Raw genomic sequence first — 19,397 nt, forward strand, 5'->3', positions numbered from 1 at the left:
CCCGCGGGCCTTCGTCCGCGCCGACGGCCGGCTGGACTTCGACCTGCTGCTCGCCGAGTTCGCCGACTTCTGGCGTGAGCACTCCGACGTGCTGACCCGCGGAATCGTCTACCACGAGGTCGCCCCCCAGCTGGTGTTCATGGCTTTCCTGCAACGCGTCGTCAACGGAGGCTGCGAAGTTCCGGGATACAGCGTCGAGCGGGAATACGGCGTCGGCCGCGGACGCATCGACCTGTTCGTCCGCTGGCCTTACCAGAACCCGGACGGGAAACGGGCCGTGCAACGGGAGGCGATCGAGTTGAAGGTGTGGCGGGCCGGCGAACCCGACCCGCTGGCCCGGGGGCTGACCCAGCTGGATGGCTACCTTGACCGGCTCGGCCTCGACCGCGGTGTGCTGGTGGTGTTCGACCGCCGGCCCGAGGTCGGGCCTATCGCCGCCCGCACCCGGTTTGAGCAGGCGAGCAGCCCGTCCGGCCGCCCGGTCACCCTCCTGCGCGCCTGAGCAGTAGCGTTGCGGAGCGCACGACCAACGGCGTCGATCATTCCCGCAACCCCGCTTCTTGCTGCACCCTTCCCCAGAAGCCGCCCAGCGCCCAATCGACATAGTGACTTCCCTGATCCAAGTGGTGCATCACATCGGCCGTGCGTCAGCTGCCCGTCACCCGGCCTGCCGCTTGCTGGGCACCCGGATACCCTTCAGCTCCCGCGGCAGCACCGGCCTGATCAGCGATGTCAGCTGCATCGACGGCCCGATGCCGAGTTCACGCTGGAGCAGATCGACGTAGGAACGGTAGGTGCGCAGCGCCTCGTGCGCGTTCCCTTCGGCGAGATGGACGCGGATGAGCGTCCGGTGTGCGCTCTCCCGCAGCGGATCGGCGCTGATCGCCCCGTAGGCGGCATCCGCCGCCGTGCCGAACCGGCCGGCGTCCAACAGCCGGTCGGCGAGGGACTCCAGCGCATGCAGGGTGAGTTGGCGGAGCCGTTCCCGCTCGAACACGACCCAGTCGTCATACCAGCCCGGCAGCAGCACCCCGAGCAGCGGCTGCGGGCGCAGCGGGTGTCCGTCGCACCGGTCGGCCGGTTCCAGTAGCCGCCGCGCATAGGCGATCGTCTCATCGGTGTCCGTCCGTACCGCGGGACACAGGCCGAGATGGGTCGGCGTCGCGATGACGAGTGTCCGCTCGGCGCGTCGCAGCCGCCACAATGCCGTGCGCAGGCAGCCGTTGGCCTGCGCCTGGTTGGCCTCGGGCCACAGCGTTCCCGACACCTCGCAACGGGCGACTTCCCTGTCCCACAGCGCGAGCAGCGCGACCAGGCGCTGGGCGGCCAGCGGGACCGGTGCGCTGCGCTGGTTCACGCACAACCGGAACCCGTCGAGCAACCCGATGCGGACACCGGTCGTGGGAATCCCGGGATCGTCTGCTGAAACGGATGTCATGAGCGCTCTGCCCCCGGTCTCGGTCGTATCCCGCTGACGAGACCACACAAGGGCACCGCTGCGCTTCCGGGAAATCCCTAGGTTCGGCCGAGTCGGCACGCCCGGCCGAAGCGACCGGGAACCAGGGGAATTCCCCGACACATCCCGTCCGCGGGGCGGCAGAACCCGGAAAAAAGGGCTTGTGAACAGGGCGTTCTGTCAGCGGGTCGGGCAGGCGAGCCCGCTGCCCGACACCTGCTCCGCCTCGGGCGAGCGGACACGATTCGCGAGACCATCGCCATAAGTAACCGAAATTACTCCGAGTGAACGCAACAGCGCGTAATCGACTTCACCGACCGTGCCGCAGGCAGGCCCGATGCATCCGGCGTCTCATGTGTGACAGTTTTGAAGCCATTGTTGAACGCCTCTTCCGGACGACCCCCCAATCGTTACACGCTGTTCAAATGAAATGGATTAAAGAGGTATCTCATCAGGCCCCGTGATCGACCGCTGTGATCGACCGTCGTCTGGATCGCCTATACTCGCCCTGCCTCAGCACATCGAGATGTGAAGGACCCGTATGTTCGCGGATTTCAAGGGTAAGAGCTTGGCTCAGCGGACGACTCGATCCGCATCATTGCTTTTCGTAGTGTTTTCACTACTTTCAGTAGCAGCCTGTCGAGCGCCCGCCGGAGAGCCACAAGCTGCTCCCAGCGGGGACCCGCAGTTGGTGTCATCGAGTTCCGGTGACCTGTCGACAGTGGTGAAGAGCCTCGACAATCAGACCTTTCCCGCCGGTTCAACGTTCTACGCGGGGATCGCGGGTGCGGATGACGGAGCAGACATCCGCTTCACGCTTGACAGCAAGCCCCTCACCACGGTGAATCCCGGCATCGTGAAGGTGACCGGCCTGGCCGACGGCAAGCATTCGCTGATCGCGGATACGTATGAACCTGATGGGGACAAGACCCGGAGAACCCACCGGTTCCGGGCGAACTTCCAGCTGGGCGGGACGACAGCCGGCGTGCAGGCCGCGCTTTCGGCGTCCCCGGACCCGGATCAGCAGGACGGATCCCCACCGCCGCCGGTGGCACCCGCTCCCGCGCTGGATCCGGTCGCCCCGGGCACGGAGGTGAAGGTGGCCGACGTCGCAAGCCTGATAAACGCGCTCAACACCGCCCGGCCAGGGATGACGATCACCATGGCCGACGGTCGCTACTCGGGCAAGGACGCCAAGGACATCAACGCCAAGAGCAAGCCCAGCGGTACGCCGACGAGCCCGGGACGGTTCAACATCCGGGTCTCGGGTACCGAAGCCGCACCTATCACACTGCGAGGCTCTCGCAATGCTGTGCTCGACGGCGGTGGCGCCGGCGGTGGCTACGCCCTGAACCTGCTGGGAGCGGGCTACTGGAAGCTCCAGGGGTTCACCGTGACAGAGGCGACCAAGGGCGTGGTCCTCGACGGTTCCAGCCACGTGACGATCGACGGTCTGTACGTGCACGACATCGGGCAGGAAGGCATCCATCTGCGGGCGTTTTCCAGCTATGACGTGGTAACCAACTGCCTGGTGGAGAACACCGGAGTGAAGACCGCCAGCTTCGGCGAGGGCGTCTACCTGGGGTCGGCTGTCTCCAACTGGGGCCGCTACACAGGTGGCAAGCCGGACACCTCGAACTACAACCAGGTGATCGGGAACACCATCCGTCACACCGGCGCCGAGAACATCGACATCAAGGAAGGTACGACCGGAGGCGTGATCCAGAACAACTCCTTCGACGCGGTCGGTATGTCGGGGAGCTGGGCGGACTCCTGGATAGACGTGAAGGGCAACAATTATATGATCATCGGTAACAAGGGCACGGTGAGCGGGCCGTCGGCGCTCCAGGACGGCTTCCAGACCCACACGATCAACACCGACGGTGTGGCGGTGGGCTCCGGCGAAGGAAACGTCTTCACCGACAATGTCGCCGACCTCGGCGGAGCGTCCGGTGTCGGCTTCTGGGTTCAGAATCCGCGGACGTCGAACAACAAGGTCAACTGCACATCCAACAAGGTGATCGGAGGTACCGGTTTCGTGTCCAAGGACGTGACCTGCGTCAATTCATAATCCATGACGTGTTCGCCACAACAGTGGCGGGTCCGGGTCACGACCACACACCGCCGGCCATGACCCGGACAAGGTGAAGATCGACGTCGAGGACGACGAGGTCGGCGGCCAGGCCCACGGCGATCGCTCCGCACGTGGCGGACAGGCCGAGCACGCGGGCCGGGTTCGTCGCCGCCGCGGCAGCTGCGACCTCGATCGGGATGCCGGCGTCGAGGACCGCCCGGCGCAGGGCGTCGTCCATCGTGAGTGTGCTGCCGGCAAGCACGCCCGAACGCGCCAACCGCGCCTGGCCGTCGCGCACCCGCACGGCCTGGCCGCCGAGGATGTAGTCACCGTCACCGGCGCCGGCCGCATCGATGGCATCGGTGACCAGAACGAGCCGATGCCGATCGCGCGCGACCATCCGGGTGATGGACGGGTGTACGTGCACACCGTCGTTGATCAGCTCGCAGGCGACGTCGGCGTCGGCGCCGGCGCCGAGAGCGGCCCCGACCGGGCCCGGCGCTCGATGGTGCAGCGGCGGCATGGCGTTGAACAGGTGGGTGGTCAGGGTCGCGCCGGCTGCGAACGCGGCGACGGCCTGGTCGTAGGTGGCGTCGGTGTGCCCGATCGCGGCCACGATGCCGCCGTCCACGGCATCGGCGATGATCTCAGCGGCGCCGGGCAGTTCCGGTGCGACCGTGATGACGCGCAGCGTTCCCCGGGCCGCGCGGACCAGCCGGGCGAACACCGCCCGGTCCGGGTCAAGCAGATGCTCAGGGGCCTGCGCGCCACAGCGCGCGGGCGCGAGGAACGGCCCCTCCAGATGCGCCCCGAGCACGTGACCGTCGGCGCACGGACCCCGCTCGACCAGGTCGGCCACCCATGCCAGCTGCTCGGCGAGGTCCTCGACGGGCGCGGTGACCAGCGACACGAGCGTGCCGGTGGTGCCGTGCGCGCGGTGGAACGCGACCGCCGCGGCCATCGCCGCCGCTGAGGTGGCGACGTCGTGACCGCCGCCGCCGTGCACATGCAGATCGATGAATCCCGGCAACAGCCAGGCGCCGTCGAGATCGGTGACGGACTGCCCGGCCGCCCTCGCGGGCACGCCGGTACCGACCGCGGCGATGCGGCCACGGCGAACTTCGATCCACCCTGGATCCAGGACACCTTCGGGAGTCACCACCCTGGCTCCGGCCAGTACACACTGTGGTACACACATGGGCATCCTCCCGCGAGTCACACCGGCCACACCCCCGCCACCAACCGCCGGCTCGCTGGCTGCCCGGGCCCCGGTCAAGGACGTCCGGTCGCATCCACGGTAGGGAAGACTGCGGTAGGGACGACGGCGGGGAGGATAACGGGGGCCGTTAAGGTCATGGAACATGACCAGCGGACGACTGCCACCGGCCGAGTTCTACGCGACACTGCCGCACTCGATCGCGGGGGCCGCAGGCCTCTTCCACGATCCCGACGGCCGGGTCCTGCTCGTCCAACCCTCCTACCGCACCGACACCTGGGTCCTCCCCGGCGGCCACATGGACCCGGGCGAGTACCCGTGGGACACCGCACGGCGGGAAATCAAGGAAGAACTCGGCCTGGATGTCCGCCCCGGCCGGCTGGTGGCCGTCGACTGGGTACCGCCGCAGGACGACGGACGACCGGCGCTGGTCAACTTCATCTTCGACGGCGGGACGCTCACGGCCCACGACGCCGAACACCATCTGGACCTACAGGCCGACGAACTCACCGCCTGGCGGCTGTGCGCCCCCGACGAGTACGACCAGTTCCTCGCCCCGTACATGGCCCGGCGCATCCGCGCCTGCATGCACGCCCTGCACACCGGTCAGACGGTGTACCTCCAGCACGGACGGCCACCGCAGGCCCCGACCGACTGAACCCTGCCGGGGGTCTGTCAACTTGCACTTACGGCCCCCTCACCGCCTGTCACCACCGGAATCTTCTGGCACCCCACAGGCTTGTGGGTTTGCCCACGATGGATCTTTTCTATGAAACCCCTCATATCGGCGGCCTGCAAGCGCTTGCAGACGTGGCGGATTCAGCGTACCGTTCTTGACGATCATGATCCGGGTCACACGTGAGTAGGTCGGGCGATTGGGTTCCGACAGGCGCGTCGGCGGACGGAGGAGGACCCCGGGATGAGTGGCAGCATCGAGGATGCGGCCGCGCGGGCGGGCGTTTCCACGGCGACGGTGTCGCGGGCTCTGCGGGGGCTGCCCAACGTCGCCGAGAGCACGCGGGCCTGGGTCGTGGAGGCGGGCGCACAGCCCAGCTGCTGTATGTGGCCTCACCGCAGGCGTCCAGCGGCGCCGAGGCGGTGTTGCGGGCGGGTGGTCTGGATCTGCTGCTCTACAACCTCGGGGATGACGCGGGCAGAGCGCGGTTCTTCGATGCGGTGCCGCTGCGTAAGCGGGTCGATGCGGTACTGGTGCTGTGCTTACCGCTGGCCCCGAGGGAGATCGAGGTTTTGCAAGCGCTTAACGTCCCTGTTGTTGTCGTCAGCCGTCACACGACGGGGCGCCGTCCCCGGTCGGCTCCTGACCTGGCCGGACGCGACTTCACCGCCCCCGCGCCCGACCGCGTGTGCACCGCGGACATCACCTATGTGCCGACGTGGGAGGGCTGGCTGTACCTGGCGCTCGTTCTCGACGTGTATTCCCGCCCCCCATGTGGACATCCCAAATGCGAAGACCCGTTTCCTTCGACAGGACTATCCGCAGTTGGCCAACGACACGATGCTCGAGGTCTGGGTGCCAGGAACTGGTTACTCGGACAACCACGATACTGCAGTCCTCTCCTACTGCCCGAGTGCGGTCAGCGACGAAGTCGCCAACTCCGTGATCGAGACCTTCCGAGTCCAACTGACCGAAGTGGCCGAAATGTGAATCTTAACACCCGGGTTCCGCGCCACGACGCGGACATCACTCTGATCGCCGATCCTGCAGTCGCCGCCATCCCTGTCCACGACGGAGAAGATCCACTGGTTGACCTTCGTGGAGTTTTGTCCGTCGACACCAGGCGCGGCGACCCGCAGGGAATGTTCACCCTGGTCCGTTCGGCGGTACGTGACCGCTTGGACGAGGCGGAGAAGTCCTTGCCGAAAGGCATCCACTTGCTGGTGGTCGAAGCCTTCCGGCCGATCTCTCTCCAGCACGAGATCTACGAGTCGTATCGAGACGGACTGCTCCAGTCCTATCCGGGAATGGAACTGACGGAGGCCGACATCATGGCCACCCGGTACGTGGCACCCGTGGGCCTAGCCCCGCACACCTGCGGAGCGGCTGTCGACCTGACCCTGTGCGACTCGAACATGGTCGAACTGGACATGGGGTGCGAGGAGGGCGCAACGCCTGAGGAGAGCGCTGGTGCCTGCTACATGGAGGCATCCGGCCTCAGCGCCAGCGCTCGGGAGAACAGAGCAATACTCCGCGGTGCCCTGACCGGAGTCGGAATGGTGAACTATCCGACTGAGTGGTGGCACTGGTCCTTCGGGGACCGGTACTGGGCGCTGGTTTCGGGGGCTGATCAGGCCATCTATGGACCAACACATCCAGATGGGATCTGAATCCCGCGCCAAGCCGTCCTGCACCAGCCCCTGCGCACCTCGCGACGTGCGCCCCACTCTGACAGCAACATCATTCATCTCTAGATTGGGCTACTCGGAACAACGCCGGGTAAACATTCAGTGCCCGCACGGAGGGTGTCGATTGCGACCCGGCGATAGCGGTCTGTGACAGTCACGCCGGGGCTGGACTGGAAGGTCCACACGGCGGAACGCTCACGGCCCACGACGCCGAACACAATCTGTACCTACAGGCCGACGAACTCACCGCCTGGCGGCTGTACGCCCCCGACGAGTACGACCAGTTCCTCGCCCCGTACATGGTAACATCAGAACATATCCCCCTACTCGATTCGCCGAGTAGGCGCGAGACCCCGCCCTGGGCGGGGTCTCTGCATGTCGGCCCCCTTCACCAGGTCTGGGGCTTGTGGATCGTACGTCCCTCAGCGTGGACAAGCTCATCAGGGAACTGGCATGCTGCAACGACATTGCTTCGAAGCTGGCGGAAGAAGGTCGCTTCGATCTCCCGGCTGCGCTTGGTCGTCTGGTGCGGGTTCACGACACCGACCGTGATGCCAAGCTCGTCACGAGCAAGACGGATGGGTTCGGCCAGGTCCGAGTCATTGGTGATGACTACGGCAACCTCACAGTCAGCTATACGACTGGGCGACGCATCAGACTCGATTTGGCCACGCGCTCGGCAACGTGCCGCGGAGTCAGGGAAGTCGTGTCGATGACGTAGGCCTGGGTGGTCAGCCAACCGAACGCTTTTTCGTATGCGTCGATGTGGTCGAGGCGCCATCGTCGTACTTCCGTGTCCCGGGCCGGGTCGTCCGGAAACATGATGTGCTTGTTGATCCGGGTCCGTAGCGCGGCGTCAGCAGCATGGAGAAGTACGTGGACGGTCTCAATTCCACAGCCTTCGAGGCCGGCGAATATCTCCTCGGCGTAGGCCTGGTTGAGGAGCGTCATCGGCACCAGCAGAGTTTGCCGGGTGTAAGTGTGGATCTCGGCGATGGTGGTGATGGTGAGGCGTCGCCAGGGTGGCAGGTCCTGGAAATCCCCGGTCGGGTTCGGGAGTATCCGTCGGAGTAGGAACCCGACTTCTTCGGGATCAAACAGCAGCGCATTGGGAATCATCGCGAGTAGTTCGTCGGTGACGCTCGATTTTCCTACTCCAAACGTTCCGTTCAGCCAGATAACCATAATGTTTCTCCTATGGGCTGATGGACCGCATGCGGTTTCACGGCTAACCATTCTCGTCTACCACAGCATGTCGGCGGCTCGGGGCGTGTCGGATTGACGACTCAGCTGATGCGATGGGGAATCGGCGCCTGGTGCGAGACGATGCGCCATCCCGCACCAGCTCAGGGCCACGCGGCCATCTGGACGTCGGGAATGTCATCGGCGACAAACCCTCGCAGGAGCCGGTCGAGCGCGGCCGTGACGAGGTGATCGCAGGGTAGCTGGTAGGGGCTGGTACGGGCCTGGCGTTGCGGCTGGCTTGCCTTCGACGCAGGCCACCATGCCGCCGCCCAGCGCTACTACCTCACGGCCCTGCGTGCCTCGGCCACCGCCGACGCGCCCACCGTCGGCGCCAACACACTGGCCTTCATGGCGATCCAGACCTACACCAAAGGCGATCCCCGCCAAGCCGCATCCCTGGTCCAGGTCGCCATCGACAGCGTCCACCACGACGCCACCCCACGGCTCCAAGCCGCTCTCCACGCACGCCTCGCCCGCGCCTTGGCGAAAGCCGCCGACGGACCGGGCAGTGCCCGTGCGCTGCTCGCCGCCCAGCACGCCATCGACTGTGGCCCCCACGACGACGACCCACCATGGACATACTGGGTGACTCCCGGCGAAATCCACATGCTCGCCGCGTCCTGCGCGCTCGACCTCGCCGAACCCCACCGTGCCATCGACCACTTTCACGACGCGGTCACCGCCTACGATGGCACCCTCAGCCCCCGCGACCACGCGATCTTCCTCGCCCGATCCGCGGATGCTCACCTCGCCCTCGGTGACCTCGACGCCGCCTGCGCCGACGCCACAGCCGCAGTCGACCGGCTCCACGGTGTGGACTCCGACCGCTCCACCGCCACAGTCGCCGACATCCGCCGCAAACTCGCCCGCCACCACAACAGCCTGGCGGTTCGGGACTTCCTCACCCGCACCGCCTGAGCGATGCGACCGGAACGCCAAATGATCTTTTCGGGCACGGTCACCCGGTCCTGAGCTCACGCAAAGATCGAAAAACCCTGGCTGTTACACCGTTTGCCGGGCAGACCCCGCGGAAAGGTCGAGCGGGAGCGAGACCACCCCTCGGTGGATGAGGCTGGGCAGATAGGTGAGGGTGTCGGTGGCCAGGGACAGGCCGGGGGCCCGCGCGATGAGCGTGCGGATCGCGGTTTCCGCCTCCATCCGGGCCAGCGGCGCTCCCAGGCAGTAGTGCAGACCGAGGCTGAAGCCCAGATGGCGGCGAGGGGCCGGGGCAGCCGCGTACCGGGTGATGTCGAAACGGTCGGGATCGGTGAAGACGGCCGGGTCCCGGCCGGCGGAGGCCATCAGGACGATCACGCCGTCACCGCGGGCGAAGGTGTGCCCGGCCACGGTCGTCTCGGTGAGCGCGACCCGCATCGTGAACTGGGTGGGCGTGTCGTAGCGAAGCATCTCCTCGACGGCCGCAGGGGTGAGCTCCGGTCGTTCGCGCAGCAGAGCCAGCTGGTCGGGATTGCGCAGCAGAGCGATCATTCCGTTACCGATGAGGTTGATGCTCGTCTCCATGCCCGCGACCAGCAGGAGCACGCAGATGCCCAGCACCTCGGCCGCGGTGAGGACCTCGCCCTGTTCCTCCACCCCGACGAGCATGCTCAGCAGGTCGTCGGTGGGGTGCGCCCGCCGCTGCCCGATCAGGGCGTGCAGGTAGGCGACGACCTCCTGGCCGGCTTTGCTCCGGTCTGCGACGTCGTGGGCCGACAACAGGTCGTCCGGGTCGGTGCCACGGGCGATCGCCAGCTCCCAGTTCCGCAGCGCCGGCCGGTCCTGTTCGGGGACGCCCAGCAGCCGACCACCGACCATGGTGACGGCCAGCGGTGCGGACAGGTCCCGGATGACGTCGATCTCGCCGGCCTCGAGCGCGGCATCGACCAGCCGGCCCACCAGCTCGTCGATCATCGGCGCGAGACTTGCGACCATGCGGGCGCTGAAGGCCTTGTTGACCAGCCTGCGCAGCCGCCGGTGATCGGGAGGGTCCATCCGGATGAAGGAGCCGGGCAGGGATGCAGCCTGGTCCCAGAAAGGGCTCAGCCCGTCCTCGTGGCCGTGGCCCCAGTCCTGGCTTCCCAGGATCGCCGCACAGTCGTCGTACCGGCTGACCAACGCGACCGGGACGTCGTGAAGGAAGAGCGGGGACAGCCCGGCCGCCTCGCGGACCCGCTGATAGCTCGGGTACGGGTCGGCCCGGTTGACAGGATCGAACCCGTCGAACTCGACGTGACTGGGACTCACCGTGGTCATTCCCTGCTCCTTGTCGTTCAGGCAAGCCGTTCGAGCCGGATTCAGGCGCTCAGGCGCACGGGAAGTTCCGACATGCCGCGGACCACGAGGTTCGGGCGGTACCGAGGTGGATCAGCCAACAACGTGAACGCAGACACCCGCGCGGCGATGGCGCGCAGCGCGACTTCCACCTCCAGGCGCACCAGGGATGCTCCGATGCAGTAGTGCAGTCCGAGGCCGAAGGCCAGGTGGCGGTTCACCCGTCCCCGTTGGGCATATCGGGTCAGATCCAGGCGATCGGGGTCGGTGAACGCCTGCGGGTCACGGTTGGCCGACCCGAGGATCAGGATGAGACTGTCCCCAGAGGCGAACGTGCGTCCGGAGACGGTGATCTCCTGGCGGGCCGTACGGGTTGTCAGCTGCGCGGGAGCGTCATAGCGCAGCATCTCGTCCACCGCCGGCAACGCGAGGTCCGGCTGCTGGCGCAGAAGCTCGAACTGGTCGGGATGGCGGATGAGCGCGAGGATCCCGTTACTGATCAGGTTGACCGTGGTCTCGTGCCCGGCGACGACCAGCACGAGCAGCGTGCCGAGCATCTCCGCAGCCGTGAGCCGGTCGTCTTCGGCCTCAACCTGGGCCAGCGCGCTGATGAGATCCTGACGGGGCCGGGCCCGGCGCTCCGCCACCAGAGCACCGAAGAAGTCCAGGAACTCGCCGACGGCGGCCGTCCGGTTCGCGAGCTCGTCGGTGGACATCAGGACGTCGGGATCGAGACCACGGGCGATCCCGGCCGACATCCGCCGGATGGCCGCGTGCTCGCTTTCGGGCACGCCGAGAAGCTCGCACACCATGGTCAACGGCAGCGGGTAGGCGAACGCCTCGACAAGGTCCACCTCGCCGGCGGCCAACGCCTTGTCGAGCAGATCGGCCACGACCCGCTCCGCGTGCCCGCGCATCCCCTCGATCCTGCGGGGGGTGAACGCCTTGCTCACCAGCCCCCGCAGCCGCGTGTGGTCCGGGGGCTCCATCCAGAGGAAGGATCCGGGCAGCTCCACGTCGCTGTCCGGGTGGAGCAGCTCGGACTCCTCGGCGTGGCTCCAGGCCGGATTCTGCAAGATGGCGTCGCATTCGGCGTAGCCCGGTACAAGGTGTGGGCCGAGCAGCCCCGGGACAAACGGACCGGCAGCGCGCAGAACGTCATAACTGCGGTACGGGTCGTGCCGCCATGCGGGCGTGAAAGCGTCGATGACAGCGTGCTGAACGCTGGTGGTTTCTTCGACCGCGGCAGCGGTGATGTGCCGAGTGCCGGCGAGGTCCACGTGCAACTCCGTTCGGTGAGGAGAACCGGCGGTGTAGCCAGCGGTGTAGCCAATCGACCGGGCGTGCGCAGGTGGCACCCGCGAAGGACACGCGTCATGCTGGATCCCACCGACGTCGGACGTCAAGATTCGCCGGTCGGGTTCTATCGGCTGATTGGATGTGTCAACGCGGTTGTTCAAACAGCCGCCACCCGTTCAAACAACCGCCGTCCGGTGGTCGCGTTCATGACGTTGGTGGAGGATGGGGCCACGGATATCAACCTTCGTTACGCTTCGCCGGCCGGACGCTGGGTGCTGCTCGCCACGGTGCTCGGGTCGAGCATCGCCGCGCTCGACGCCACCGTCGTCAACATCGCCCTCCCCCGGATCGGCGCGGACCTCGACACCGGCCTGGCAGGGCTGCAATGGACGGTTAACGCCTATACCCTCACCCTTGCCGGCTTTCTCCTGCTGGGCGGCTCGCTCGGTGACAGCTACGGCCGGCGCCGGGTGTTCCTCATCGGTGTGCTGTGGTTCGCCGCCGCCTCGCTGCTGTGTGCGGTCGCCCCGACGGCCAGCCTGCTGATCGCGGCCCGGGCACTCCAGGGGTTCGGTGGCGCTCTGCTGACCCCCGGCAGTCTGGCGATCATTGAAGCGAGCTTCCATCCCGACGACCGTTCGGCGGCGATCGGTGCCTGGTCGGGTCTGGGTGGCGTTGCCATCGCCATCGGCCCGTTTCTCGGGGGCTGGCTGGTCCAGGCCGTCTCCTGGCGGCTGATCTTCCTGATCAACCTTCCGCTCGCCGCCGTCGTGGTCTGGGTGTCGGTGCGCCATGTGCCCGAAACCCGTAATCCCGCTCCGGCCGCCGGCCTCGACCTGCCCGGGGCGCTCCTGGCAGCGCTGGGCCTGGCCGGCGTGATCTACGCGCTCACCGAGGGCAGCACGCTGGGCTGGGGATCCCCGGCCGTGCTCGTCACCGGTATCGGCGGAGCCGCGGCGCTGGTGGCGATGGTCGTGGTGGAGGCACGCAGCCCCCATCCGATGCTGCCGCTGGAGATCTTCTCCTCCCGCCAGTTCAGCGCCGCCAACCTGGTGACGTTCGTCGTCTACGGCGCGCTGGGGGGCTCGATCTTCCTGCTTCCGGTCGTCCTGCAGAAGGTCGCCGGGTTCTCGCCCATAGCGGCAGGAGCCGCCCTGCTGCCGGTCACGATCCTGATGCTGACCCTGTCGGCCCGGGCCGGCCGCCTCGCCCAGCGCATCGGGCCCCGCCTGCCCATGACCGTCGGCCCCATCGTCGCCGGTACCGGCCTGGCGTTGCTCACCCGTGTCGACACCGGGAGCACCTACCTCGGTACCGTGCTGCCGGCGATGACCGTGTTCGGGCTGGGGCTGTCGCTGACGGTGGCGCCGCTGACGTCCACCGTCCTCGCCGCCGCCAGCGACACACACGCGGGGGTGGCCTCCGCGGTCAACAACGACGTCTCCCGGGTGGCCGGCCTCGTCGCGGTGGCCGCTCTGCCCGTCGTCGCGGGCATCTCCGCGAGCGCCTACGCCAACCCCGACGAGCTGGCAGCCGGTTTCCACACCGCCATGTGGATCACAGCGGGGATGTGCGTGACCGGGGGCCTGCTCGCCTTCCTCACGATCCGCCGGCCGGCCCCCGCGCGGCGGCCCGCCGTCGACATCCACCGCTGCCCCCTGGAGGCGGCGCCGTTGTGCGGCCCGGACGAATCCCGGGCGCCCGCGCTGCGCTACACCGCAGCCGGGACGGACGGGCCAGCCGAGCCAGCCGCAGGGTGATGAGCCACGACGGGCAGTGAACGACGACGGGCCGTGAACGTCATCCCGATCGGGTGAGTACGACGGCGGCGAAACCGCCTAGCGTTGTACCGCACAGCGCCGCCTGTCTTCATCCAACCGCTCGGCGGCCCGCAACATAAATCGATCCACTATAAAGGAGAATGAGCGGTGCCCGAACGCTATGACGTCATCATCGTCGGGACCGGCGCGGGCGGCGGGACGCTCGCGCACACACTCGCCCTCTCAGGCAAAAAGATTCTGCTGCTGGAACGGGGCGACTATCTGCCGCGGGAGACGGCGAACTGGGATCCCGAGGAGGTGTTCGTCGACGGCCGGTATATTTCCGCCGAAACCTGGTACGACGCCGACGGCAAGGCGTTTCAGCCGCAGGTCCACTATTTCGTGGGGGGTGCCACCAAGCTGTACGGGGCGGCGCTCTACCGACTGCGGCCGCGGGATTTCGGTGAGCTGCATCATGTTGACGGCGTTTCGCCGTCCTGGCCGCTGTCCTACGACGACTTCGAACCGTGGTACACGAGGGCGGAGTGGCTCTACCAGGTTCATGGAAACCACGGTGATGATCCCACCGAAGGCCATTGGAGCAAAGAGTACCCCTGGCCGGCGGTCTCCCATGAACCACGGCTGCAACAGATCTTCGATGATCTGAAAACCGGTGGATACCAGCCCTTCCACGCGCCGTGCGGAATCCTGCTCGACGAGACGGACCGGGCGAAAAGCGCATGTATCCGCTGTGCGTGGTGCGACGGGTATCCGTGTCTGGTGCACGCCAAGTCCGATGCGGAGGTGATCGCGGTGCGGCCGCTGCTGGACCAACCGCATGTCACGCTCCTGGTCAACGCCGAGGTCATCAGGCTGGAGACCGACCCGACCGGCCGCACCGTTACCGGTGTCGTCGTGTCCCGCAACGGCGGTCGCGAGGTCTACGAGGCCGGCATCGTGGCCCTCTGCGCCGGCGCCGCTAACAGCGCCAAAATCCTGCTCGCCTCGGCCGATGACTCCCACCCCCACGGGCTCGCGAACGGCTCGGACCAGGTCGGCCGAAACTACATGTTCCACAATTCCAAGGCCGTGGTCGCCCTCTCCGACGAGCCCAATGAGACGGTCTTCCAGAAGACCCTCGGACTGAACGATTTCTACTTCGGCAGCGATGACTACCCGTGGCCGGCCGGCAGCATCCAGATGGTGGGCAAGTCGAACGCGGCGGCCATGCGCGGCGAAGAACCCACGCTCACCAGGCTGGCCCCGAAACGGAGCCTGGAAGAGACGGCCAGGCACGCCGTCGACTTCTGGCTGAGCACCGAGGACATCCCCCGCCCGGAAAACCGGATCACCCTGGCACCCGACGGCAACGTCCGCCTCGCCTACACCTCGACCAACAACGACGAGGCCGGTCACCTGTACCACCAGCTGAAGAAAATTCTCAATCACATCGGCATGTCCGCGCACCACGTGCTCCGGAAGAACTTCTACATGTCCATGAACATCGAGATAGCCGGTGTCGCGCACCAGGCCGGCAGCGCCCGGTTCGGCACCGATCCCGCGACGTCGGTGCTCGACGTGAACTGCAAGGCCCATGAACTCGACAATCTCTACGTCGTCGACACCAGCTTCTTTCCCAGCATCGGCGCGGTGAATCCGGCACTCACCGCCATGGCCAACGCCATCCGAGTCGGCGAGCACCTGTGTGAGCGGATGCAGTAACGCGGGCGACCGGGCAAGAACCGGTACCGGACGGACACCGGACACCGGACACCGGACACCGGATGGCGATGGCGATGGCGATGGCGATGGCGATGGCGATGGCGATGGCGATGGCGATGGCGATGGCGATGGCGATGGCGATGGCGATGGCGAGGATACATGGCCAGCAGGACCGAAACGACCGTCATCTACGCGACTGGTGCCGCGCAGGGCATTGTGCTGGTGACCTTCCCCGCCGCGAGCGCCATCTTCACCGACCCGGACAGATACGACCTGTCGAGCACGCAGTACGGGAGCATGTTCCTCCCGCAGGTCGTCACGGCCGTCACCACCGCGCTGCTGGGCGCGCGCCTGGGCCGGCGTTTCGGCACGAAGCGGGTGTATCTGGCCGGCCTGTGCGCCGGTCTGGTATCCATGACGCTACTCGTCCTCAGCCAGCTGTTCACCGCGGAACAGTCCGTCGCCTACGGAATGCTGCTGCTGGCGACGGCGAGTCTGGGCGCCGGATTCGGCCTCACGGTACCCGCCCTGAACACGTTCACCGCCGCGTTTCACCCCCGGGCCGTCGACGCGTCCATTCTCACGCTCAACGCCCTTCTCGGTCTCGGCACGATGCTCGCCCCGGTGTTCGTCGCCGTGTTCGTCGGCCTGGGCCTGTGGTGGGGCCTCCCGCTGATGTCGGCCATCCTGCTCGCAATTCTTCTGGTGATAAGCCTGCGCCTCCCCCTGCGGGCGCAGACGCGCGAGGCCGCCGAAGGCGCCGGGGCCACCCGGGCCGGGGCTGGCCTGCCCGCCCGGCTGTGGGTCTACGCGGCGTTCGCGGTCGTCTACGGTCTGTGCGAAACGGTCAACGGCAACTGGGCTCAACTGGACATGACCGGTGAGCTGGGTGCGTCAACCACTGTGGCCTCGCTCGCCCTCACCGCGTTCTGGGCCGCTGTCACCGGTGGGCGGGTGGCGTTCGCGGCCATCCAACGCTGGTTCCCGGCCCGGTGGGCATACCACCTGCTGCCCTTCGTTCTCGCCGGTGCCTTTGTGATCATTTCTGTGCTCCCGGCGGACGCGCCGGCCCTGGGTGTGGTCGCGTTCGGGCTGGCCGGCCTCGGGTGCTCGGCGCTGCTGCCACTCACGATCAGCTTCGGCCAGGAGGAACTCACCGCCATCCCGGCTACCGTGTCGGGTACCGTCATCGCCTGCTACCAGCTCGGCTACGGCATCGCCGCCTTCGGTGTCGGTCCCCTGCACGCACACGGCATCAGCCTGGCCACCGTGTTTGGCGCCACCGCCGCTGTCGCCGTCGCCATGGGACTGCTGTCGTTCGCTGTGGCGCGACTGCGACCGAGCCCGGCCGCCATCCACCCGCGACCCGACCCCGCGATCGCCGCCCGCCTCCGATACAAATGATCAAAACCTGACCGTGGGCCGTGGGCCGTGCCCTCGCCGAGCAAGGCGTCGCGGCAGCGGACGTCATACGAACCGCCGCCGGGCATGCTATAGCGTCACTGCTATGCCTTGGGGTACCGTCGAGTTGGAGCCGGAGGTCCGGGACTGGCTGGAGCAGTTGCCCACAGTGCACTTTGCTACGGCGGCGTTCTATATCGATCTACTGGCTGAGCAGGGGCCGTTGTTGGGTGAGCCCTACACACGGCAACTCGACGGCAAGCTCCGGGAGTTGCGGTTCCACGTGGACCGACAGGCGGTCCGGGTCACGTACTGGCTTGCCTCGGGGCGACGGGTGGTGCTGTTGACGATGTTCGTCAAGACCCGGATGCGGGAGGTCGAAGAGGTCGCCCGGGCCAGGCGAGCCCTAGCACGCTGCCTGGCCGAGGAGCACACCCTAGACGAGGAGGACGGGGCCAGTGACTGAGCGGATCGAATGGGCGCAGCTGCGGGACCGGCGGATGAACGAGCCTGACGCGCAGGAGGCTTACCAGGCCACCCGGCTGGCGTTCGAACTCGGCCGTGGTGTCCGCCAGTTGCGCCAGCAGCGAGGCTGGAGCCAGACCGAGCTCGCGCGGGCGGCTGGCATGACACAGTCAGCGGTGGCGCGGTTCGAGGCCGGCGGCACGGTGCCTACCCTGCCTGTTCTCGACCGGCTCGCTGATGCTCTCGACGCAGACCTGGTCGTCCGGGTTACGCCCCGGTCTCACGTCGCGTAGCCCGCCGGACGCCGTCGCCGCCCCTGCGCTCCCTGAACCTGCCGCGGTTCTCGCCCATGATCTGGGGCTGTGGGGTTACGACGCGGACCGCTTTTCCAGCGCCCCACGTCCGGCACGACCAACGGTTCCCTTCGCCATGGAGTCGTGACAACGGTAGGAAGGTGTTCCTACCGCGCGCTATGGTATAGCCATGACCGTACGGAAGCTGTCGATCTCGGTGCCGCCTGAGATCGAAGAGACGATCAGAGCTGCGGCTGCCGACGAGGGCAAGCCGGTGTCGACGTGGCTTGCCGAGGCTGCCGTCGAGAAGGCTCACATCGCCGCCCTGCACGCGGCAGGCCGCGCAGCCGCGCGGGAGATGGTGGCCGAGTACGAAAGCGAGCACGGCACGCTGCCCGAGGGGTCCCGGCAACGCGCCCGCGAGTTCCTGATGGAGGCCGGGCTGCTCGACGACGAACCATGGCGGGCAGCCGGGTAGTGCGCACGATCGTCTACGACACCGGCGCCCTGTTGGCCGCCGAACGGCGCAATCCCGATTTCCTCGCCCTGCACGACGAACTGACCGCCGCTCGCATCCGCCCGATCGTGCCGGTGGTGGTCCTTGCCCAAGCCTGGCGCGGCGGCCCGCAGCACCAGGTCTCCCGCGTCCTCAAGGGCTGCGACATCCGCCCCGATGATGGGCCAACCGGTCGCGCCGCCGGTGTTGCCTGCGGCGCCGGCGGGACCGCCGATGTCGTGGATGCGATCGTCGTCGCGACCGCCGTCCGGTACCAGGCCTCGGTGGTCACCAGCGATCCCGATGATCTGAATCACCTCGCCGACTCCATCGGTGTCAAGCTCCGGCTCTTCACCATCTGACCAACCGCGAGGGCCACGTCACCACGCGGGTGTTGGCGCGATCGTGGCGATTGGATCGCCGCTTCCACAAGATCAAATCAGGGTGAAGTGCCGTCAACAGCGTTGACTACGATGTTCGTCACGATAACGCCCAGGTACTCGGCTGCGTGTAAGTTTCGGTTCCGCCGTAGACGCCCAGATCCGCTGGTGGCTACACTAGCCATGGTCATTATGACCACTTGAGTCCGTGTCGCTGGAGCCAAAGCCACCGGAGCCAAGGCGGCTGGAGCCAGCGGAGCGCCACACGTGAACGTTGGTATTCGGGAGTTGCGGGACGGCCTGAGCCATCACCTTGCCGATGTGCGAGCCGGTCACACGATAACCATCACCGATCATGGACGGCCGATCGCCCGTATCGTGCCCGTGCACCAGCCGACAGTTCTCGAACAACTCATCGCTGAGGGGCTGATCGAACCTGCTCGTACCAGGACGCGTAGCCAGCCGAGCCCGGTCCACGCGACAGGTTCGGTGAGCGAGCTGGTCAACGACCAGCAACGATGATCTGCTACTTCGACACGTCGGCGTTCATACCACTGCTGATCTCCGAATCGGGCACACCTCAGGCCAGCCGACTCTGGGAGAAATCCGATCATGTCGTCTCGTCGCGGCTGCTCTACGTCGAGACAGCCGCAGCCCTCGCCCAGGCCAAACGGATGCGACGGATTGACGACACAACGCACAGCGAAGCGATGACGTCCCTGGAGCAGCTGTTCAGCGCGTTCGACGTGGTTACGGTGGACGACCGTCTCATTCGCAGGGCCGCGATCCTCGCTCACGATCTGGGACTGCGAGAGTACGACGCGGTCCACTGCGCGGCAGCCGAACAGCTGGCGTCACCGGAGCTGGTCGTCGCCGCCGGGAACAGGATGCTCCTGCAAGCCTGCCGTGAACTCGGCATGGCAACGGTCGACACAAGCGGTTCATGACCCAGCCG

General features: G+C 67.0%; 19 protein-coding genes and 1 pseudogene. 15 read left to right on the plus strand and 5 right to left on the minus strand.

What is annotated here, in order from left to right; genetic code table 11:
* Positions 1–502, plus strand: a pseudogene (locus U9979_RS15065) (ATP-binding protein); the annotation flags it as partial.
* Between the two features lie 156 nt (positions 503–658).
* Here U9979_RS15065 and U9979_RS15070 read toward each other — a convergent pair.
* Positions 659–1,438, minus strand: coding sequence for an AfsR/SARP family transcriptional regulator (locus tag U9979_RS15070; RefSeq protein WP_322779876.1), 780 nt, complete (start codon positions 1,436–1,438; stop codon positions 659–661).
* A 709-nt stretch (positions 1,439–2,147) separates the two neighbouring features.
* Here U9979_RS15070 and U9979_RS15075 point away from each other — a divergent pair.
* Positions 2,148–3,527 carry a right-handed parallel beta-helix repeat-containing protein gene (locus U9979_RS15075; RefSeq protein ID WP_322779877.1) on the plus strand — a complete coding sequence of 460 codons (1,380 nt, stop codon included), beginning with the start codon at positions 2,148–2,150 and terminating at the stop codon, positions 3,525–3,527.
* Positions 3,528–3,564: 37 nt separating this feature from the next.
* On the opposite strand, the gene nagA is transcribed toward U9979_RS15075, so the two are convergent.
* A complete protein-coding gene (gene nagA / locus U9979_RS15080) occupies positions 3,565–4,728 on the minus strand; it encodes an N-acetylglucosamine-6-phosphate deacetylase (RefSeq protein WP_322779878.1) in 1,164 nt (387 codons plus the stop codon).
* Positions 4,729–4,891: 163 nt separating this feature from the next.
* On the opposite strand from nagA, the gene U9979_RS15085 reads away from it, so the two are divergent.
* The 3 genes from U9979_RS15085 (at position 4,892) to U9979_RS15095 (ending at position 7,092) form a co-directional block, all read left to right on the plus strand.
* A complete protein-coding gene (locus tag U9979_RS15085) occupies positions 4,892–5,404 on the plus strand; it encodes an NUDIX hydrolase (protein ID WP_322779879.1) in 513 nt (170 codons plus the stop codon).
* A gap of 261 nt (positions 5,405–5,665) precedes the next feature.
* Positions 5,666–6,412 (plus strand): LacI family DNA-binding transcriptional regulator, encoded by a 747-nt coding sequence (locus U9979_RS25235; protein WP_416220227.1) that lies wholly within the window; start codon positions 5,666–5,668, stop codon positions 6,410–6,412.
* Positions 6,409–7,092: a M15 family metallopeptidase gene (locus U9979_RS15095; RefSeq protein WP_322779889.1), complete on the plus strand. Its 684-nt coding sequence runs from the start codon at positions 6,409–6,411 to the stop codon at positions 7,090–7,092. The genes U9979_RS25235 and U9979_RS15095 overlap by 4 nt, the downstream gene beginning before the upstream one ends.
* A 651-nt stretch (positions 7,093–7,743) precedes the next feature.
* On the opposite strand, the gene U9979_RS15100 is transcribed toward U9979_RS15095, so the two are convergent.
* A complete protein-coding gene (locus tag U9979_RS15100; RefSeq protein ID WP_322779880.1) occupies positions 7,744–8,295 on the minus strand; it encodes a hypothetical protein in 552 nt (183 codons plus the stop codon).
* 408 nt (positions 8,296–8,703) lie between these two features.
* Between U9979_RS15100 and U9979_RS15105 the strand changes: the two genes are divergently transcribed.
* Positions 8,704–9,273 (plus strand): hypothetical protein, encoded by a 570-nt coding sequence (locus U9979_RS15105; protein WP_322779881.1) that lies wholly within the window; start codon positions 8,704–8,706, stop codon positions 9,271–9,273.
* Positions 9,274–9,357: 84 nt separating this feature from the next.
* Here the strand turns inward: U9979_RS15105 and U9979_RS15110 are convergent, their stop codons facing one another.
* Complete coding sequence (locus U9979_RS15110; RefSeq protein ID WP_322779882.1) at positions 9,358–10,608, minus strand: cytochrome P450; 1,251 nt, start codon at positions 10,606–10,608, stop codon at positions 9,358–9,360.
* A 41-nt stretch (positions 10,609–10,649) separates the two neighbouring features.
* Complete coding sequence (locus U9979_RS15115) at positions 10,650–11,906, minus strand: cytochrome P450 (RefSeq protein WP_322779883.1); 1,257 nt, start codon at positions 11,904–11,906, stop codon at positions 10,650–10,652.
* 225 nt (positions 11,907–12,131) lie between these two features.
* Here U9979_RS15115 and U9979_RS15120 point away from each other — a divergent pair, with 225 nt between their 5' ends.
* The 9 genes from U9979_RS15120 (at position 12,132) to U9979_RS15160 (ending at position 19,389) form a co-directional block, all read left to right on the plus strand.
* Positions 12,132–13,685 (plus strand): MFS transporter, encoded by a 1,554-nt coding sequence (locus U9979_RS15120; RefSeq protein ID WP_322749881.1) that lies wholly within the window; start codon positions 12,132–12,134, stop codon positions 13,683–13,685.
* Positions 13,686–13,853: 168 nt separating this feature from the next.
* The gene (locus U9979_RS15125) at positions 13,854–15,407 is read left to right on the plus strand and encodes a GMC family oxidoreductase (RefSeq protein WP_322779884.1); all 1,554 of its coding nucleotides are present in this window, start codon (positions 13,854–13,856) and stop codon (positions 15,405–15,407) included.
* 159 nt (positions 15,408–15,566) lie between these two features.
* Complete coding sequence (locus U9979_RS15130) at positions 15,567–16,811, plus strand: MFS transporter (protein ID WP_322779885.1); 1,245 nt, start codon at positions 15,567–15,569, stop codon at positions 16,809–16,811.
* A gap of 103 nt (positions 16,812–16,914) precedes the next feature.
* Positions 16,915–17,274: a type II toxin-antitoxin system RelE/ParE family toxin gene (locus tag U9979_RS15135; RefSeq protein WP_322779886.1), complete on the plus strand. Its 360-nt coding sequence runs from the start codon at positions 16,915–16,917 to the stop codon at positions 17,272–17,274.
* Positions 17,267–17,566: a helix-turn-helix transcriptional regulator gene (locus U9979_RS15140; RefSeq protein ID WP_322779887.1), complete on the plus strand. Its 300-nt coding sequence runs from the start codon at positions 17,267–17,269 to the stop codon at positions 17,564–17,566. Before U9979_RS15135 ends, U9979_RS15140 begins: the two co-directional genes overlap by 8 nt.
* A gap of 190 nt (positions 17,567–17,756) precedes the next feature.
* Positions 17,757–18,044 carry a hypothetical protein gene (locus U9979_RS15145; RefSeq protein ID WP_322770196.1) on the plus strand — a complete coding sequence of 96 codons (288 nt, stop codon included), beginning with the start codon at positions 17,757–17,759 and terminating at the stop codon, positions 18,042–18,044.
* A complete protein-coding gene (locus U9979_RS15150; protein WP_322753783.1) occupies positions 18,026–18,424 on the plus strand; it encodes a PIN domain-containing protein in 399 nt (132 codons plus the stop codon). The genes U9979_RS15145 and U9979_RS15150 overlap by 19 nt, the downstream gene beginning before the upstream one ends.
* 285 nt (positions 18,425–18,709) lie before the next feature.
* Positions 18,710–18,964 carry a type II toxin-antitoxin system prevent-host-death family antitoxin gene (locus U9979_RS15155; protein ID WP_322749869.1) on the plus strand — a complete coding sequence of 85 codons (255 nt, stop codon included), beginning with the start codon at positions 18,710–18,712 and terminating at the stop codon, positions 18,962–18,964.
* Positions 18,961–19,389 (plus strand): type II toxin-antitoxin system VapC family toxin, encoded by a 429-nt coding sequence (locus U9979_RS15160; RefSeq protein WP_322779888.1) that lies wholly within the window; start codon positions 18,961–18,963, stop codon positions 19,387–19,389. Before U9979_RS15155 ends, U9979_RS15160 begins: the two co-directional genes overlap by 4 nt.
* Positions 19,390–19,397 lie beyond the last annotated feature (8 nt).

It is taken from the genome of Protofrankia sp. Cas4 (assembly GCF_963555915.1).
Classification (GTDB): Bacteria; Actinomycetota; Actinomycetes; order Frankiales; family Frankiaceae; genus Protofrankia.

Excerpts from the sequence above, each read along its gene's own strand:
- U9979_RS15135 (WP_322779886.1), top strand. The coding sequence starts at position 16,915 with ATGCCTTGGGGTACCGTCGAGTTGGAGCCGGAGGTCCGGGACTGGCTG.
- U9979_RS15110 (WP_322779882.1), bottom strand. The coding sequence starts at position 10,608 with ATGACCACGGTGAGTCCCAGTCACGTCGAGTTCGACGGGTTCGATCCT.
- nagA (WP_322779878.1), bottom strand. The coding sequence starts at position 4,728 with ATGTGTGTACCACAGTGTGTACTGGCCGGAGCCAGGGTGGTGACTCCC.
- U9979_RS15150 (WP_322753783.1), top strand. The coding sequence starts at position 18,026 with ATGGCGGGCAGCCGGGTAGTGCGCACGATCGTCTACGACACCGGCGCC.
- U9979_RS15105 (WP_322779881.1), top strand. The coding sequence starts at position 8,704 with ATGGCGATCCAGACCTACACCAAAGGCGATCCCCGCCAAGCCGCATCC.
- U9979_RS15070 (WP_322779876.1), bottom strand. The coding sequence starts at position 1,438 with ATGACATCCGTTTCAGCAGACGATCCCGGGATTCCCACGACCGGTGTC.
- U9979_RS15160 (WP_322779888.1), top strand. The coding sequence starts at position 18,961 with ATGATCTGCTACTTCGACACGTCGGCGTTCATACCACTGCTGATCTCC.
- U9979_RS15145 (WP_322770196.1), top strand. The coding sequence starts at position 17,757 with ATGACCGTACGGAAGCTGTCGATCTCGGTGCCGCCTGAGATCGAAGAG.
- U9979_RS15100 (WP_322779880.1), bottom strand. The coding sequence starts at position 8,295 with ATGGTTATCTGGCTGAACGGAACGTTTGGAGTAGGAAAATCGAGCGTC.
- U9979_RS15130 (WP_322779885.1), top strand. The coding sequence starts at position 15,567 with ATGGCCAGCAGGACCGAAACGACCGTCATCTACGCGACTGGTGCCGCG.
- U9979_RS15120 (WP_322749881.1), top strand. The coding sequence starts at position 12,132 with ATGACGTTGGTGGAGGATGGGGCCACGGATATCAACCTTCGTTACGCT.
- U9979_RS25235 (WP_416220227.1), top strand. The coding sequence starts at position 5,666 with ATGAGTGGCAGCATCGAGGATGCGGCCGCGCGGGCGGGCGTTTCCACG.
- U9979_RS15085 (WP_322779879.1), top strand. The coding sequence starts at position 4,892 with ATGACCAGCGGACGACTGCCACCGGCCGAGTTCTACGCGACACTGCCG.